Source organism: Streptomyces sp. NPDC046831 (assembly GCF_040645305.1).
Classification (GTDB): domain Bacteria; phylum Actinomycetota; class Actinomycetes; order Streptomycetales; family Streptomycetaceae; genus Streptomyces.
The window spans coordinates 47,506-63,234 of sequence record NZ_JBEYXZ010000014.1 but is presented as its reverse complement, the minus strand read 5'-3'; the positions used below and the strand labels follow the sequence as shown (position 1 = coordinate 63,234).

The 15,729-nt window shown below is 70.5% G+C and carries 12 protein-coding genes; 1 reads left to right on the top strand and 11 read right to left on the bottom strand.

The features are described from left to right. The first annotated feature begins 156 nt into the window (after nt 1-156). The gene (locus tag ABZ920_RS14895) at nt 157-2,274 is read left to right on the top strand and encodes a prolyl oligopeptidase family serine peptidase (RefSeq protein ID WP_361503686.1); all 2,118 of its coding nucleotides are present in this window, start codon (nt 157-159) and stop codon (nt 2,272-2,274) included. A gap of 193 nt (nt 2,275-2,467) precedes the next feature. On the opposite strand, the gene ABZ920_RS14890 is transcribed toward ABZ920_RS14895, so the two are convergent. From ABZ920_RS14890 to ABZ920_RS14840, 11 genes are all read right to left on the bottom strand, one after another. Further along, nucleotides 2,468-3,529 (bottom strand): dipeptide ABC transporter ATP-binding protein, encoded by a 1,062-nt coding sequence (locus ABZ920_RS14890; protein ID WP_361503683.1) that lies wholly within the window; start codon nt 3,527-3,529, stop codon nt 2,468-2,470. After that, entirely contained in the window at nt 3,522-4,514 is a 993-nt protein-coding gene (locus ABZ920_RS14885) for an ABC transporter ATP-binding protein (RefSeq protein ID WP_361503680.1), read from the bottom strand. The genes ABZ920_RS14890 and ABZ920_RS14885 overlap by 8 nt, the downstream gene beginning before the upstream one ends. A gap of 6 nt (nt 4,515-4,520) precedes the next feature. Next, nucleotides 4,521-5,453: an ABC transporter permease gene (locus ABZ920_RS14880; protein WP_361503677.1), complete on the bottom strand. Its 933-nt coding sequence runs from the start codon at nt 5,451-5,453 to the stop codon at nt 4,521-4,523. A gap of 166 nt (nt 5,454-5,619) precedes the next feature. Beyond that, nucleotides 5,620-6,543 (bottom strand): ABC transporter permease, encoded by a 924-nt coding sequence (locus ABZ920_RS14875; protein WP_361503674.1) that lies wholly within the window; start codon nt 6,541-6,543, stop codon nt 5,620-5,622. Between the two features lie 6 nt (nt 6,544-6,549). After that, nucleotides 6,550-8,172: an ABC transporter substrate-binding protein gene (locus ABZ920_RS14870; RefSeq protein ID WP_361503883.1), complete on the bottom strand. Its 1,623-nt coding sequence runs from the start codon at nt 8,170-8,172 to the stop codon at nt 6,550-6,552. Nucleotides 8,173-8,565: 393 nt separating this feature from the next. After that, nucleotides 8,566-8,961 carry a VOC family protein gene (locus tag ABZ920_RS14865; protein ID WP_361503671.1) on the bottom strand — a complete coding sequence of 132 codons (396 nt, stop codon included), beginning with the start codon at nt 8,959-8,961 and terminating at the stop codon, nt 8,566-8,568. Nucleotides 8,962-9,076: 115 nt separating this feature from the next. After that, nucleotides 9,077-10,225: a dipeptide ABC transporter ATP-binding protein gene (locus ABZ920_RS14860; protein WP_361503669.1), complete on the bottom strand. Its 1,149-nt coding sequence runs from the start codon at nt 10,223-10,225 to the stop codon at nt 9,077-9,079. Continuing rightward, the gene (locus tag ABZ920_RS14855) at nt 10,218-11,264 is read right to left on the bottom strand and encodes an ABC transporter ATP-binding protein (RefSeq protein WP_361503666.1); all 1,047 of its coding nucleotides are present in this window, start codon (nt 11,262-11,264) and stop codon (nt 10,218-10,220) included. Before ABZ920_RS14855 ends, ABZ920_RS14860 begins: the two co-directional genes overlap by 8 nt. A 51-nt stretch (nt 11,265-11,315) precedes the next feature. Further along, nucleotides 11,316-12,239 (bottom strand): ABC transporter permease, encoded by a 924-nt coding sequence (locus tag ABZ920_RS14850; protein WP_361503664.1) that lies wholly within the window; start codon nt 12,237-12,239, stop codon nt 11,316-11,318. Between the two features lie 33 nt (nt 12,240-12,272). Further along, nucleotides 12,273-13,199 carry an ABC transporter permease gene (locus tag ABZ920_RS14845; RefSeq protein ID WP_361503662.1) on the bottom strand — a complete coding sequence of 309 codons (927 nt, stop codon included), beginning with the start codon at nt 13,197-13,199 and terminating at the stop codon, nt 12,273-12,275. A gap of 181 nt (nt 13,200-13,380) precedes the next feature. After that, on the bottom strand, nt 13,381-15,042 hold the full coding sequence (locus tag ABZ920_RS14840; RefSeq protein ID WP_361503659.1) for an ABC transporter substrate-binding protein: 1,662 nt from the start codon (nt 15,040-15,042) through the stop codon (nt 13,381-13,383). Nucleotides 15,043-15,729 lie beyond the last annotated feature (687 nt).

Sequence of the window (15,729 nt, the reverse complement as noted above, 5' to 3'; positions counted from 1 at the left end):
TCCAGGACGCGGGGGTTCGGACCATGGGGGCATACACATCCACCCAGCGGGCAGCAGGTACTTACCCACTCTGCGCCAGTGATCATAACTATCCGTACGCGCGCATCGATCGGCGCACGGCCGCACAAGGGGGCGCATGGCCAATATGGTCAGGGGATGACGACCGAGCCTGTCTCCTTCCCCCGACGGCACGCCCGCACCCAGCGGTTCACGCTCGGCGCGCCCCGTGCGTTCACCGTGGCGCCCGACGCCTCACGTGTCGTGTTCCTGCGCTCCCGGTCCGGTACGGACCGGGCCAACGCGCTGTGGGTCCTCGACCTGGCGGACGGTGCGGAGCGCGTGGCCGCCGATCCGCGCGCCCTGCTCGGCGGGGCCTCGGAGGACCTCTCGCCCGAGGAGCGCGCACGCCGCGAACGCAGTCGTGAGGGCGGCGCCGGCATCGTCGGCCACGCCACCGACCGGGCTGTCGAGTTGGCGTCTTTCACCTTGTCAGGGCGGCTTTTCACGGCCGAGCTGCGGGCCGGCACGGCACGCGAACTGGACGTCCCCGGACCGGTGATCGACCCGCGCCCCTCCCCGGACGGGCGGCACGTCGCCTACGTCGCCCGGGGCGCCCTGCGCGTGGTGGGCGCCGAGGGGGAGGGCGACCGCGCGCTGGCCGAGCCGGAGTCGGAGTCCGTCACCTACGGATTGGCCGAATTCGTCGCGGCCGAGGAGATGAGCCGGTCGCGGGGCTTCTGGTGGGCGCCCTCCTCGGACCGGCTGCTGGTCGCGCGCGTGGACGACACGCCGGTGCGGCGGTGGTGGATCTCCGATCCGGCGCGCCCGGACACCGAGCCGCAGCGGGTCGCGTACCCGGCGGCGGGCACGGACAACGCGGACGTACGGCTGTTCGTGATCGGCCTCGACGGGACGCGCACCGAGGTGGTCTGGGACCGGGAGCGGTACGCGTATCTGGCACGAGTGCACTGGTCGGAGGCGGGTGCGCCGCTGCTTCTGGTGCAGGCGCGGGACCAGCGCAGCCAGCTCTACCTGGCGGTGGACGCGGACTCGGGCACCACCCGGATGGTGCACGCCGACGAAGATCCAACATGGCTTGAACTTTTCCCCGGTGTGCCCTGCTGGACCCCGTCGGGCCGGCTCGTGCGGATCGCGGACGAGGGCGGCGCGCGGGTGCTGGCGGTCGGGGAACGCCCGCTCACCGGAGCGCAGTTGCACGTCCGCGCGGTGCTCGACGTCAGCGACGAGGACGTGTTGGTCTCGGCTTCGGCGGGCGAGGAGGCGGCCGAGCCGGAGACCGGGGAGGTGCACGTCTACCGGGTCGGCGAGCGCGGCGTGGAGCGCGTCTCGCAGGAGCCCGGCGTGCACACGGCCGTGCGGGCGGCGGACGTGACCGTACTGGTCTCCGCCACGCTCGACCGGCCCGGTGCCCGGGTGCGGATCCTGCGCGACGGCACGCCGGTGGCGACCGTCGCCTCCTGCGCCGAGGATCCCGGTCTGACCCCGCGCGTCACGCTCACCCAGGGGGGCGCACGCCGAATTCCGTGCGCCCTGCTTATGCCTGCGGACTACCCCGGTGACACTCCCCTGCCGGTCCTCATGGACCCCTACGGCGGTCCGCACGGCTCGCGCGTGGTCGCCGCGCACAACGCGCACCTGACCTCCCAGTGGTTCGCCGACCAGGGCTTCGCGGTGGTCGTCGCCGACGGCCGCGGCACCCCGGGCCGCTCCCCCGCCTGGGAGAAGGCCGTCCACCACGACTTCACGGTCAGCCTCGACGACCAGATCGAGGCCCTGCAGGACCTGGCGAAGAGGTACCCGCTCGACCTGTCCCGGGTCGCGATCCGCGGCTGGTCCTACGGCGGCTATCTGTCGGCGCTGGCCGTGCTGCGCCGCCCGGACGTCTTCCACGCGGGCATCGCGGGCGCCCCGGTCACCGACTGGCGGCTGTACGACACCCACTACACGGAGCGGTACCTGGGCGACCCGGCCACGTCCCCGGAGGCGTACGCCCGCAGTTCCCTGGTCACCGACGACGGCCTGTCCGCCCCGGCCGGGCAGCACCGCCCGCTGATGGTCGTGCACGGCCTGGCGGACGACAACGTGGTGGTCGCCCACTCCCTGCGCCTGTCCTCCGCCCTGCTCGCCGCCGGCCGCCCGCACGAGGTGCTGCCGCTCTCGGGCGTCACGCACATGACCCCGCAGGAACAGGTCGCGGAGAACCTGCTGCTGCTCCAGGTGGACTTCCTCAGGCGCGCGCTGGGTCTGTCCTAGGCGCGGCCACGGGCTGTCCTGGGGCACGGCCACGGGCTGTCCTGGGCACGGCAACGGGCCGGGGCCGCACGAAGCGTCCCCGGCCCGTCCACGGCACCCGCACGGCCGTACACCCTCCACGATGACGCGTCCGCATATCGGTACGGCTTCGGTGAAGTTGCCTGTGTGTTAACGCGTTTGGCCCCCCGTCCCGCTACGCCGGAACCGTCCCGCGGGGGCCCGGGGGTTCCTCGGGCGGCACCACCTGCTTCTCCTCCGCGAAGTGGCAGGCCGAGTCGTGGGCGGCGGGCCCGGTGTCATGGCGGAACGCGGTGGGCACCGCCAGCGCCGGCACCTCCACCGCGCAGCGTTCCCGCGCCTTCCAGCAGCGGGTGCGGAAGCGACAGCCGGAGGGGATGTCCGCCGGCGAGGGCACGTCGCCGGCGAGGATGATCCGCTCGCGGTGCTCGCGGGCCGCCGGGTCCGGCAGGGGCACGGCGGACAGCAGTGCCTGGGTGTACGGGTGGGTCGGGTGGTCGTAGATCTCGGTGTCCGTGCCGGTCTCCACGATCCGCCCGAGGTACATCACCCCGACCCGGTCGGAGATGTGCCGCACGATGGACAGGTCGTGCGCGATGAAGACATAGGACAGGTCGAACTCGTCCTGCAGACGCTCCATCAGATTGATCACCTGCGCCTGCACCGACACGTCCAGCGCGGAGACCGGCTCGTCGGCGACGATGACCTCCGGGCGCAGCGCCAGGCCCCGCGCGATGCCGATGCGCTGGCGCTGGCCGCCGGAGAACTGGTGCGGGTAGCGGTTGACGTACTCCGGGTTCAGGCCGACGACGTCCAGCAGCTCCTGCACCCGCCTGCGCCGGTCGCCCTTCGGCGCCGCCTCCGGGTGGATCTCGAAGGGCTCGCCGACGATGTCGCCCACCGTCATGCGCGGGTTGAGCGAGGTGTAGGGGTCCTGGAAGACCATCTGGATGTTGCGGCGCACGGCCTTCAGGGCGCGTCCCGACAGCCCGGTGACGTCCTCGCCCCGGAACCGGATGGCGCCGGCCGTCGGCCGCTCCAGGCTGCACAGCAGCCTGGCGACCGTGGACTTGCCGCAGCCCGACTCGCCGACCAGGCCGAACGTCTCCCCGCGGGCCAGGGTGAAGTCGACGCCGTCGACGGCCCTGACCGCGCCGATCTGCTTCTTGAACAGGACGCCCCGGGTGAGCGGGTAGTGCTTGACGAGCCCGGTGACCTCCAGGATCGGCTCAGCCATGCAGGCACTCCCTCCAGAAGTGGCAGGCGCTCCCCCGCGCCCCCGCGGCCGCGCCGGCCTCGTCCACGGCGTACAGCGACGGCACGTCCGTCCGGCACACGTCCCGTGCCATCGGGCAGCGCGGGTGGAAGGGGCAGCCCGGCGGGATGGCCAGGAGACTGGGCGGCAGGCCCTTGATGGCGTACAGCTCCCGGCCCTTGTGGTCCAGGCGCGGGATCGAGTCCAGCAGGCCGCGGGTGTACGGGTGCGCGGGCGCCTTGTAGAGGTCGTGGACCGGCGCGCACTCCACGATCCGTCCCGCGTACATCACCGCGATCCGGTCGGCGACGTCGGCGACCACGCCCAGGTCGTGCGTGATGAGGATCAGCCCCATGCGGTACTCGTGCTGCAGTTCCGCGAGCAGGTCCATGACCTGCGCCTGGACGGTGACGTCGAGGGCCGTCGTCGGCTCGTCGGCGATGATGAGCGCCGGTTCCAGCGCCAGCGCCATCGCGATCATGATGCGCTGGCGCATGCCGCCCGAGAACTGGTGCGGGTAGTCCCGCACGCGCTGCCGGGCGGCCGGGATGCGCACCCGGTCCATCAGCTCCACGGCCCGGACGCGGGCGTCCTTGCGCGACATGCCCCGGTGCACGACGAACATCTCGCCGAGCTGGTCGCCCACGGACAGCACCGGGTTCAGCGCCGACAGCGCGTCCTGGAAGATCATCGCCATCTCCGCGCCCCGGATCCTGCGCCGCTCCTCCTCCTTGAGCGTCAGGAGGTTGCGGCCGCGGAAGAGGATCTCGCCCCCGGTGATCCTGCCGGGGGGCGCGTCGAGGATGCCCATGACCGCCTGGGCGGTGACCGACTTCCCGGAGCCGGACTCCCCGAGCACGGCGAGCGTCTCCCCCGCGTCGACGTGGTAGGTCACGCCGTTGACGGCGTGGGCGACACCCTCGCGGGTGCGGAACTCCACCCGCAGGTCGCGGACGTCGAGCAGCACGGCGGCTCACCTCAGCTTCGGGTCGAGGGCGTCGCGCACCGCGTCGCCGAGCATGATGAACGCGAGGACGGTCACCGCCAGGGCTCCCGAGGGCCACAGCAGCGCGTGCGGGGCGTTGCGGATGTAGGGGGAGGCCGCGGAGATGTCGATGCCCCAGGACACGCTCGGCGGCTTGAGCCCGACCCCGAGGTAGGACAGGGTCGCCTCCAGCGCGATGTACGTGCCGAGCGCGATGGTCGCCACCACGATGACCGGTGCGACCGCGTTGGGCGCGATGTGCCGCAGCAGGATGCGGGACGGCGAGGCGCCGAGGGCGCGGGCCGCCTGGACGTAGTCGTTCTGCCGGGCGGTGATGACCGAGCCGCGCGCGATGCGGGAGATCTGCGGCCACCCGAGCAGCACCATGAACCCGACGACCGGCCAGACGCTGTTGCTGGTCACCACCGACAGCAGCACCAGGCCGCCGAGGACGACGGGGATGGCGAAGAAGATGTCGGCGACCCTGGAGAGCAGCCCGTCCCAGGTCCCGCCGGTGAAGCCGGCGAGGCCGCCCAGCACGGAGCCGAGGAGCGCGACCCCGAGCGTGGCGCAGACGCCGACCGTGACGGAGGCCCGGGCGCCGTACACGGTGCGCGTGTAGACGTCGCAGCCCTGTCCGTCGAAGCCGAAGGGGTGGCCGGGCTGGGGGCCCTCCTGGGCCTTGGCCAGGTCGCACTGCAGGGGGTTGCCGGACGCGATCAGGGACGGCCACAGGGAGATGAGGACCAGGAAGCAGATCACCAGTGCGGAGACCACGAAGACCGGGTTGCGGCGCAGGTCGCGCCAGGCGTCCGACCACAGGGAGCGCGGCCTGTCCTGCGGCCCGCCCCGCGCCGGGCCGCCCGGTGCCCGCTCCGCCGCCGTCGCCTCGCTCGCCGCGAGGTCCATCCCGCCGCCCATGCCGGTCCCGGCGACCCGGCCGCCCCCGGGAGGAGGGCCACCGGATTCCCCGGTACCTCCGGAGCCCCCCGGTCCGCCGGACGCGCCCGCTCCGTCGGGCCGTCGCGATCCCCCGGGCCCGCCGGCTCCGCCCGCTTCACGGAGAGCCTCGGGCCCGTACGGCTGCTCAGGCATAGCGGATCCTCGGGTCGAGTACGGCGTACAGGAGGTCGACGAGCAGGTTGGCGAACAGGAAGACCAGGACGAGCACGGTCACGAAGCCCACGACGGTCTGGGTGTTCTGCCGCAGGATCCCCTGGTAGAGCTGGTAGCCGACGCCGTGGATGTTGAAGATCCGCTCGGTGACGATGGCCCCGCCCATCAGGGCGCCCACGTCGGTGCCGATGAAGGTGACCACGGGGATGAGCGAGTTGCGGAGCAGGTGCCGGGTGACGACCCGGCGCCGGGGCAGTCCTTTGGCGACGGCCGTGCGGACGTAGTCGGACCGCTTGTTCTCCGCGATCGAGGTGCGGGTCAAACGGGTCACGTAGGCGAGGGAGACGGAGGCGAGGACCAGTCCCGGCACCATCAGCTCGTCGAGGGCCGCCGCCGGGGAGACCGACGGCTTGATCCAGCCCCACTGGACGCCGAGCAGCAGCTGGAGCAGCAGACCGGTGACGAAGGTGGGGACGGAGATGACGACGAGGGTGAGGACGAGGACCGCCGTGTCGATCGGACGGCCGCGCCGCAGCCCCGTGAGCACCCCGAGGGTCATGCCGACGACGATCTCGAACAGGACCGCGACGACGGTCAGCCGCAGGGTGACGGGGAACGCCGTCGCCATCAGCTCCGTCACCGGCTGGCCGTTGAACGCCGTCCCGAAGTCGCCGGTGAAGACGTTCCCCATGTAGGTCAGGTACTGGTGCCAGAGCGGCTTGTCGAGGCCGAAGTCCCGCCTCAGCTGCGCGGCCGTCGCGGGGTCGCACTGTCGTTCCCCGCACAGCCCGGCGACCGGGTCGCCCATCACGTTGACCATCAGGAAGATCAGCAGGGTCGCCCCGACGAACACGGGGACCATCTGGAGCAGGCGCCTGAGGACGTAGCGTTCCACGGCCGTTCAGCCGACCTTGATCTCGTTGTAGACGGGCACGCTGAACGGGTTCAGCGTCACGTGGGACAGCCGTTCCGAGTAGCCGGCGCTGCCGTTCTGGTACCAGAGCGGGATCGCGGCCATGTTGTCGCGCACCACCTCCTCCGCCTGCTGGAAGAGCCGTACCGCTCTTGCGGTGTCGGTCTCGGCGTTGGCCCGGTCGACGAGGCGGTCGAACCGCTCGTCGGACCACTGGCCGTCGTTGGAGGAGGCGCCCGTGTAGTACAGCGGCTGGAGGAAGTTCTGGATGAGCGGGTAGTCCATCTGCCAGCCGGCGCGGAACGGGCCGGGCATCGTGTGCCGGGAGATCTGGCCGCGGAAGTCGGCGAAGGTGCCGACCGGGTTGCCGACGCACGCCCTGTCGTTGCCGAGGGCGTTGTTGATGGAGTTGCACACGGCGTCCACCCACTGCTTGTGCGAGCCCGTGTCCGCGTTGTACGTGATCCTGACCTGCCCGCCGGGGATCCCCCCGCCCTCCTTGACCAGCCTCCTGGCCTCGGCCGGGTCGTACGCGCACACCCTGCCGCACAGGCCCGCCCGGTACCCGCCGTCGGCGCCGAGCACCGGGGAGGTCCAGTCGGTGGCCGGGGTGCGGGTCCCGCGGAAGAGGGTGTCGGTGATCTGCCGGCGGTTGATGGCCATCGACAGGCCGGTGCGGACCTTCCGCGCCCCCTCGCTCTTCCACGCGGGGTCGTAGAACGGGAAGGCGAGGGTCTGCAGGATGCCGGCCGGGGTGTTCAGGTAGCGGCCGCCGAGGTCCGTCCTGACGTTCTTCAGCTGGGTGATGGGGACGTCGTCGACGAGGTCCAGGTTGCCGGCCAGGACGTCGGTGTACGCGGTGTTGCTGTCCGTGTAGACCAGCAGCGTCACGCCGTCGTTGCGCGCCTTGTCGTCCCCGGGGTAGGCGTCCCACCTCTTCAGGGACATCGCCGAGCCCTTGGTGTACCTGTCGATCACGTACGGGCCGTTGCCGACCGGCTTGCCGACCCAGGCCGCGTGGTCGGTGAAGAACGCGCGGGGCAACGGGGCGAAGGCGGCGTAGCCGAGGGTGTCCGGGAAGGTGGAGAACTTCTGGTTCAGCCTGACGGTGAACGTCCTCGGCCCGGTGACCCGCAGCCCGGAGAGCGTGTCGGCGCGCTGGGCGCCGCGCTCGGGGTGGACCTTGTCGTAGCCCTCGATGTAGCCGAAGAAGTACGCGTTCTTCTGGTTGTTGCGGAGGCTTGCGCCGTAGTTCCAGGCGTCGACGAAGGACCTGGCGGTGACGGCCTCGCCGTTGCTGAACCGCCAGCCGTCCTTGACGGTGATCGTGAAGTTGCGCGAGTCGGACGTCTCGATCCTCTCGGCGAGCATGTTCTCGGCCTCGCCGGTCCTCGGGTCGTACCGCTTCAGCCCGCGGAAGATCATGTCCAGGACCTTGCCGCCCTGCACCTCGTTGGTGTTGGCCGGCTCGAGCGGGTTCTGCGGGTCTCCCCAGGAGGAGGTGAGCACCCCGGCGCCCGCGCCGGTGCCCGCGCCGCTCACGCAGGCGGTGGGCAGGAGTGCCAGCGCCACCGCGCACGCCGCCCGGCGGGCGTGCCTGGCTCCCCGCATACGCATGGGTGCCTCCCTCGCAGTGCGCTGTGCCGCCGGCGCCGTTCACGCTGCCCTGACGGGCCTATATCAGCACATAACCGGCCTATCACATGGTCGCCTCACCGGGGGCTCCCCGACTCCCGCCGAATGTGCGTACGCCTCTGCGAGCCCTGCCTCGTCCGGGCGGGCGGGCCGGCTCGGTGCGGGCGGGACGGCGGGCCGGCCCGCCCGGTCGACGAGCCCGTTCGCGCCGGCGGGGCGGCTCCGTCCGGCCGGCGGACCCGTACGCAGTGCCGGGGCGGCTCCGTCCGGCCGGCGGACCCGTACGCAGTGCCGGGGCGGCTCCGTCCGGCCGGCGCTCCCCTTGGCACCGGCGGGCCGGCTCCGTCCGCCTCGCGGTGCCCGTCCCGGTCAGGCCTGCGGCTCTTCCCCCGCGACCAGCTCGACCTCGAAGCCGTCCGTGTTGGCGAGGTAGGCCGCGTAGTGATCCGCGCCCCCGGCACGCGGGTAGCGGTCGGCGAACAGCGGGTGCCAGCCGTGGGCGGGCGCCTCGGCGGCGAGCGCGTCGACGTCGCGGGGGTCTCCGGCGTGGAAGGCGAGGTGGTTCAGGCCCGGGCGCATCCGGTCGTGCCGGGTGCCGTTCATCGCGGGCGACTGCTCGACGACGAGGTACGCCGGGCCCAGCCGCCAGCTGCGGCCGTGCGGCCACTCCTGGTAGGGGCGGTAGCCGAGGCGGCCGAGCAGCCAGCCCCACTCACGGGCGGCACGCGGCAGGTCGGGGACCCACAGCTCGACGTGGTGCAGCATCGTCCGGCTTCCTTCCGGGCAGCGGCGGCAGGTGGAGGCGGAGGGGGCAAAGGAGAAGGTGCCCGAACCCCTCGCGGGTCCGGGCACCTCCGGTCGGTGCGTGCGGCCGGGCGGCTCAGCCGGCGTGCACGACGTCCTTCTCCTCGGCGAAGTGGCACGCCGACTCGTGGGCCGCCGGGGAGTCCGAGCCCTTGAAGCGCTCGGGCACCGCCAGCAGCGGCACCTCCTGGGCGCACTTCTCCTGCGCCTTCCAGCAGCGGGTGCGGAAGCGGCAGCCCGACGGCGGGTTGGCCGGGGAGGGCACGTCACCGGTGAGGATGATCCGCTCGCGGTGCTCGCGGGCGTCCGGGTCCGGCACGGGGACCGCCGACAGCAGCGCCTGGGTGTAGGGGTGCGTCGGGTGGTCGTAGATCTGCTCGTCGGTGCCGATCTCGGCCATCTTCCCGAGGTACATCACGCCCACGCGGTCCGAGATGTGCCGGACGATCGACAGGTCGTGCGCGATGAAGAGGTAGGAGAGGTCGAACTCGTTCTGCAGGCGCTCCATCAGGTTGATGACCTGGGCCTGGACGGACACGTCCAGCGCGGAGACCGGCTCGTCGCAGATGATGATCTCGGGGTTGAGCGCGAGGCCGCGGGCGATGCCGATGCGCTGGCGCTGGCCGCCGGAGAACTGGTGCGGGTAGCGGTTGATGTACTCGGGGTTCAGGCCGACGACGTCCAGCAGCTCCTGCACCCGCCTGCGCCGGTCTCCCTTCGGCGCCGCCTCCGGGTGGATCTCGAAGGGCTCCCCGATGATGTCGCCCACCGTCATGCGCGGGTTGAGCGAGGTGTAGGGGTCCTGGAACACCATCTGGATGTTGCGGCGCACGGCCTTCAGGGCGCGTCCGGACAGCTTGGTGATGTCCTGGCCCTTGTAGAAGATCTCGCCCGCCGTGGCCCGCTCCAGGTTCATCAGGAGCTTGGCCACCGTCGACTTGCCGCAGCCGGACTCGCCCACGATGCCCAGGGTCTCGCCCTGGTGCAGGTCGAAGGAGACGCCGTCGACGGCCTTGACCGCACCGATCTGCTTCTTGAAGAGGACGCCCTGGGTCAGGGGGAAGTGCTTGACCAGGCCGCGCACCTGAAGGATCGGCTCCCCGCGCTCGACCGGCGCCTCGATCGCGCTGACCGCCGCCTCCTCGGTGCGGGCGTCGACGACGTCCACCTCGGAGACGTTCGGCGTGGCGTCCTTCGGCTCGTCGTTCTTGCTGAGCTCAGCCATGGATCGTCTCCTTCCAGAAGTGGCACGCGGACGCGCGTCCCACCAGTTCCGTACCGTCCCGCTCGGTCACCGGGGCCAGCGGCGGGATCTCGGTACGGCAGATGTCCTGCGCCCGGCCGCACCGCGGGTTGAAGGCGCAGCCGGAGGGGATCTGCTGCAGGTTGGGCGGCAGGCCCTTGATGGCGTAGAGCTCCTGGCCCTTCTGGTCCAGGCGCGGGATGGAGTCCAGCAGGCCCCGGGTGTAGGGGTGCGCCGGGCGCTTGTACAGCTCGTGGACCGGCGCGGTCTCGACGATCCGGCCCGCGTACATGACGGCGATCTTGTCGGCCACGTCCGCGACGACGCCCAGGTCGTGCGTGATGAGGATCAGGCCCATGTTGTACTCGCGCTGCAGTTCCGCGAGCAGGTCCATGACCTGCGCCTGGACCGTCACGTCGAGAGCCGTCGTCGGCTCGTCGGCGATGATCAGGTCCGGCTCCAGGGCGAGCGCCATCGCGATCATGATGCGCTGGCGCATGCCGCCCGAGAACTGGTGCGGGTAGTCGCCCACGCGTTCCCGGGCGGCCGGGATGCGCACCCGGTCCATCAGCTCGATCGCCTTGGCCTTGGCGTCCTTGCGGGACATGCCCTGGTGCGCCCGGAACATCTCGCCGAGCTGGAACCCGACGGACAGCACCGGGTTCAGGGAGGACAGCGCGTCCTGGAAGATCATCGCCATCTTGGCGCCGCGCAGCTTGCGGCGCTCGTGCTCCGGCAGCTTCAGGATGTCCTGGCCCTGGAAGAGGATCTCGCCCTTGGAGATCCGTCCGGGCGGGCTGTCCAGGATGCCCATGACGGCCTGCGCGGTGACGGACTTGCCGGAGCCCGACTCGCCGAGGACGGCGAGCGTCTCGCCCGCCCTGACGCTGTAGTTGACGCCGTTGACCGCCTTGGTCACGGAGTCGCGGATCTTGAACTCCACGTGCAGGTCGCGGACTTCGAGGAGCGGTGCGGTCCCGTCCGGTCCCGCGTTCGTGGGGACCATCTCCAGGCTGGTCATGCCGTCACCTTCGTCTTGCTTGCTCAAGGGGGGTCGAGTCATGGTCGCGCCTCACCGGAGCTTCGGGTCGAGCGCGTCGCGCAGACCGTTGCCCAGCAGGATGAAGCCCAGCGCGGTGATGACGATCGCCAGGCTCGGGTAGGTCCACATGAAGTCCTTGACGCCCATGAACCCGCGGCCGGCGGAGATCATGTTCCCCCACTCGGCGACCTCCGGGTCCACGCCGACGCCCAGGTAGGACAGCGAGGCCTCGGCCACGATGGCGATACCGACGTTGCTCGTGCCGTAGACCAGCACCGCCGTCATCGAGTTGGGCAGGATGTGCTTGCGGATGATCCGGCCCTGGCTCGCGCCGAGCGCCTTGGCGGCGTGCACGAAGTCCATCTCGCGCACGGACAGGATCTGGCTGCGCAGCAGGCGGGCGTACGTGGCCCAGGAGAAGATGCCGAGCGAGAGCACGACCGGCAGCACGCCGCGGCCCATCAGCAGGATGATGACGATGGCGCCGATCAGCAGCGGGAAGGCGAAGAAGATGTCCGCCGTGCGCATGATCACCGTGTCGACCCAGCGGCCGTAGTAGCCGGCCAGCGCGCCGAACAGGATGCCGATGGTCATGGCGACGAGGATCGAGGCGAGGCCGACGATCACGGCGATGCGGCTGCCGTAGATGAGGCGGGACAGCTGGTCCCGGCCGAGTGCGTCGGTGCCGAGCACGTGCCCGGAGCCGGGGGCCTGGAGGGTGGCGTTGAGGTCCTGCCGCAGCGGGTCGTGCGGCGCGAGGAGCGGCGCGAAGATGGCGACGAGGATGAGGAGGACGATGATCGCCAGGCCGAGGACGGCGAGCTTGTTGGCGAAGAAGCGGTGCCGGATGTCGGCCCACTGGCTGACCCTGGCGACGCTGGGTTCGGCGTCCTGCCGCGCCGCGGCGGGGCCGGCCGTGGTCGGCTCTCCCGTGCCCGTGACGAGTTCGGTCATGGTGTGACTCCTAGATGGGGGCGACCCTGCGGGTCAGGCAAGGCGGATGCGCGGGTCGAGGGCGGCGTACAACAGGTCGACGATCAGGTTCAGCAGGACGAACACGCCCACGCTGATCGTCACCACTCCCACGATGATGGGGTTGTTGTTCTGCTGGATCGCCTGGATCAGCGCGAGGCCGATGCCGTTCCAGTTGAAGATCGTCTCCGTGATGATCGCGCCGCCGAGCAGCGCGCCGAAGGAGATGCCCAGGTAGGTGATCACAGGAATGACCGAGTTGCGCAGGATGTGCCGGAAGAGCACGGTCCGACGCGAAAGCCCCTTGGCCACGGCCGTCTTGACGTAGTCGGCCCGCAGGACCTCCAGCATCGTGCTGCGTGCCAGCTGGGCGACGAGCGCCGCGTCGATGATCGCCAGGGTGAAGGCGGGAAGCACCATCGAGTTGAAGCTGCCGTCGGCGATGAGCGGGAACCAGTTCAGCTCGACCACGAAGAAGCGCTGCATGATCATGCCGAGCACGATGGAGGGCACGCCGATGGCGAGGGTGGTGATGAAGGTGGCCGACACGTCCCAGACCGAGTATCTGCGCATCGCCGCCAGCACACCGACGGAGATGCCGATGACGATGTCGATCACGATGGCCGCGACCGCCAGCTTGGCCGTGTTGCCCAGCTTCGGCGCCAGGATCTCCGAGACCGGCCGGCCCTGCGTGTAGTCCTCGCCGAGGTCGCCGGTGACGAGCTTCCCGACGTAGTTGCCGTACTGGACGACCAGGGGCTTGTCGAGTCCGTACTGCTTGTGCAGCTGCTCGATCACCGCGGGGTCGCGCGCCTTGTCGCTGCCCGCGATCTGCCCGACCGGGTCGCCCGGGAGCACGAACAGGCAGGCGAACAGGATCATCGTCGCGCCGAGCACGACCACGACCAACTGGCCCAGCCTGCGGACCACATACCTTCCCATGACTGCCTCTCTGCCTCGCTGCCGCTTCCTGAGCAGCTCCCTCACCCCAAGATCGGTGGGGGTGGGTTGGGGGACGGGAGGGCGGATCGCGCCGCTCCCGACGGTCGTCGAGGGCCGTGGCATCCGAGTCACGCCCGGTACCACGGCCCCCGTCATCGACTCCGCGCTACGCGGTGCCCGGTTACTTCAGGCTGATCTCGGCGAGGTTCGGGTCCTCGTGGAAGTCCATCTTCAGGTCGGCGAACTTCTTGGTGTTGGCGAGACGCAGCTGAGTGCGGTTCCACAGCGGGATCAGGGCCTGGTCGTCGAGGGCGACCTTCTCCGCCTGCTTGTACAGGGCGTTGCGGCCGGCCTGGTCCTCGGTGGCGCGGGCCTTGGCGAGCAGGGCGTCGAACGCCTTGTTGCTGTAGCGGCCGCGGTTGTCACCCGTGACCTTGCCCGAGGCGTCCTTGTTGATGGACGCGGTGTCGAGCAGCGGGTACAGGAAGTTGTCCGGCGTCGGGTAGTCCGCGCCCCAGGCGAAGCGGTAGGCGCCGCTGGCCTTCGGCTTCTGCTGGTCGGCGAGCAGCTCGGCGAACGGCTTGCCGGTCGCCTTCACCTTCACGCCGAGGACGTCCTCGAGCTGCTGCTTGACGGCCTGGATCCACTCCTCGTGGCCGGCGCCCGTGTTGTAGCCGAGCTCGATGGTGGTGCCGGGCTTGAGGCCGGACTGCGCCGCGAGCTGCTTGGCCTTGGCCTTGTCCTGCTTGACGCAGGTGGCGCACAGGTCCTTCTGGTACACGTCGGCGAAGGCGGGCGGCAGGATCGTCGTCGACTTGGTCTGCATGCCCTGGAAGACGCCCTTGATGATGGCGTCACGGTCGATCGCGTAGGAGACCGCCTGACGCGCCTTCACGTCCTTCAGCGGGCCGTTGTCGGTGATCGGCAGGAGGTAGTTCATGCCGTTGGTGTCCTCCTGCAGCCACTCGCCCTGGGGCTCGTACTTGGCCTTGGCGGCCGGCTGCTGCGGAGTGGGCATGCGGGCCCAGTCGTACTGACCCGATTCAAAGCCCTGGTACTCCAGCGTCACACCGTTGTTGGAGTTCAGGATGTCGATCTGGACCTTGTCCAGCTTGGCCTTGGTCAGGCCGTAGTCGTCGTTGCGGACGAGGGTGATCGACTTGTTGTGCTCCCACTTGCCCTGCACCTTGAAGGGCCCGTTGCCGATGGGGGCTTCGTTGAAGGTCTTGTTCTTGGCGTTGCCGGCGACCTTGGGAACCGGGCTGAAGACCGTGTGCGTGGTCTTGATGTAGAACTCGAAGTCCGGCGCGGAGAGCTTCACCTGAAGGGTGTTCGCGTCCGGGGCGCTCAGGCCGGACATGCTGTCCGACTTGCCCGCCTGGACGTCCTCGAAGCCCTCGATGCCCGCCATGTGGTAGGCGACGTCGGAGGCGGCGACCTTCTGCGCCACACGGTTCCAGCCGCGGATGAAGGACTGCGCGTCCACCGGCTCACCGTTGGAGAACTTGGTGCCTTCCTTGATCTTGAAGGTCCAGGTCTTGCCGTCCTTGCTGACCTCCTTGGAGGTGGCCAGGGCCGGGTTGACCTTGCCGTCGGGCGTCGGCTCGTACAGCCCCGTGAAGAGGTTGTCCGTGACCAGGATGCCCTCGGACTCCTGAGCGTTGTACGGGTCGATGGCGACCGGCTCGGTGATGCCCATCCGGAAGGTGCCGCCGGCCTTGCCCGCGCCCTTGCTGCCGCCGTCGTTGTCGCTGCCTCCGCAGGCAGTCGCAGCAAGAGCAACGATTACTGCCCCCGCGACCCACTTGGCGCTGTTGGCACCGCGCATGGGGTTCCTCCTCATGAGTCCAATGGTTCACCGCATGGAGGGGCGGCCGACGTACACCGTCACCGGTGCCGGAGATAGTCAGACGCCCCCGCGCTCGTGAGTCGGCGCCGGCTAGCGCGTGACCCGTTGATCCGAGCTCTACGCGCCTAACTATCTGCCATGGGCCGTGGACGAACCACACCGAGAAGGTTGCGATCCGATCACACCTGCCGCCTACTTCTTCCAAAATCCGGACAAAGGGTTTCGCGAAAGATCCCTGCGAAACGGACTTGTTACACATCTATCGGTCTCGGGTGTCCGCATTCCGGACGTCGATGAGATGAAAACCCGTTGCGCCTACGGTGGTCTCCGTGCGGGGTGGCCGAGCCATGCCCGCGAAGCGCCCCGGACGTCGAGATCCGGCCAACGCCGCCGTGCGCCGGGGCCGTTGCCCCATCTCACCCAGCGTGGCCGCGGCCGCGGTGCCGGAATCACCGTGCACCGGCGGCACGCACGCCCGGCGAAGCCTAATGGGAACCGGTGGCCGAGTGCCGGTTCCGCTCCGGAACGCAGGGTTTTCCCTACCCTTCGGCCGGCCCTACGGTGCCCGCCCGTGCGCCCGGACCTGACGCCCGGTGAGCGGCCGGGGGAGGCACCGGCGCAACAAACAGGCCGGGCACCCCCGTGACGGAGGTGCCCGGCCTGTCGGACGGTGCGGGTGGG

Coding starts and splice junctions, on each gene's coding strand:
- ABZ920_RS14895 (WP_361503686.1), top strand. CDS start 157: ATGACGACCGAGCCTGTCTCCTTCCCCCGACGGCACGCCCGCACCCAG.
- ABZ920_RS14890 (WP_361503683.1), bottom strand. CDS start 3,529: ATGGCTGAGCCGATCCTGGAGGTCACCGGGCTCGTCAAGCACTACCCG.
- ABZ920_RS14880 (WP_361503677.1), bottom strand. CDS start 5,453: ATGGGCGGCGGGATGGACCTCGCGGCGAGCGAGGCGACGGCGGCGGAG.
- ABZ920_RS14870 (WP_361503883.1), bottom strand. CDS start 8,172: ATGCGGGGAGCCAGGCACGCCCGCCGGGCGGCGTGCGCGGTGGCGCTG.
- ABZ920_RS14865 (WP_361503671.1), bottom strand. CDS start 8,961: ATGCTGCACCACGTCGAGCTGTGGGTCCCCGACCTGCCGCGTGCCGCC.
- ABZ920_RS14860 (WP_361503669.1), bottom strand. CDS start 10,225: ATGGCTGAGCTCAGCAAGAACGACGAGCCGAAGGACGCCACGCCGAAC.
- ABZ920_RS14855 (WP_361503666.1), bottom strand. CDS start 11,264: ATGACCAGCCTGGAGATGGTCCCCACGAACGCGGGACCGGACGGGACC.
- ABZ920_RS14850 (WP_361503664.1), bottom strand. CDS start 12,239: ATGACCGAACTCGTCACGGGCACGGGAGAGCCGACCACGGCCGGCCCC.
- ABZ920_RS14845 (WP_361503662.1), bottom strand. CDS start 13,199: ATGGGAAGGTATGTGGTCCGCAGGCTGGGCCAGTTGGTCGTGGTCGTG.
- ABZ920_RS14840 (WP_361503659.1), bottom strand. CDS start 15,042: ATGAGGAGGAACCCCATGCGCGGTGCCAACAGCGCCAAGTGGGTCGCG.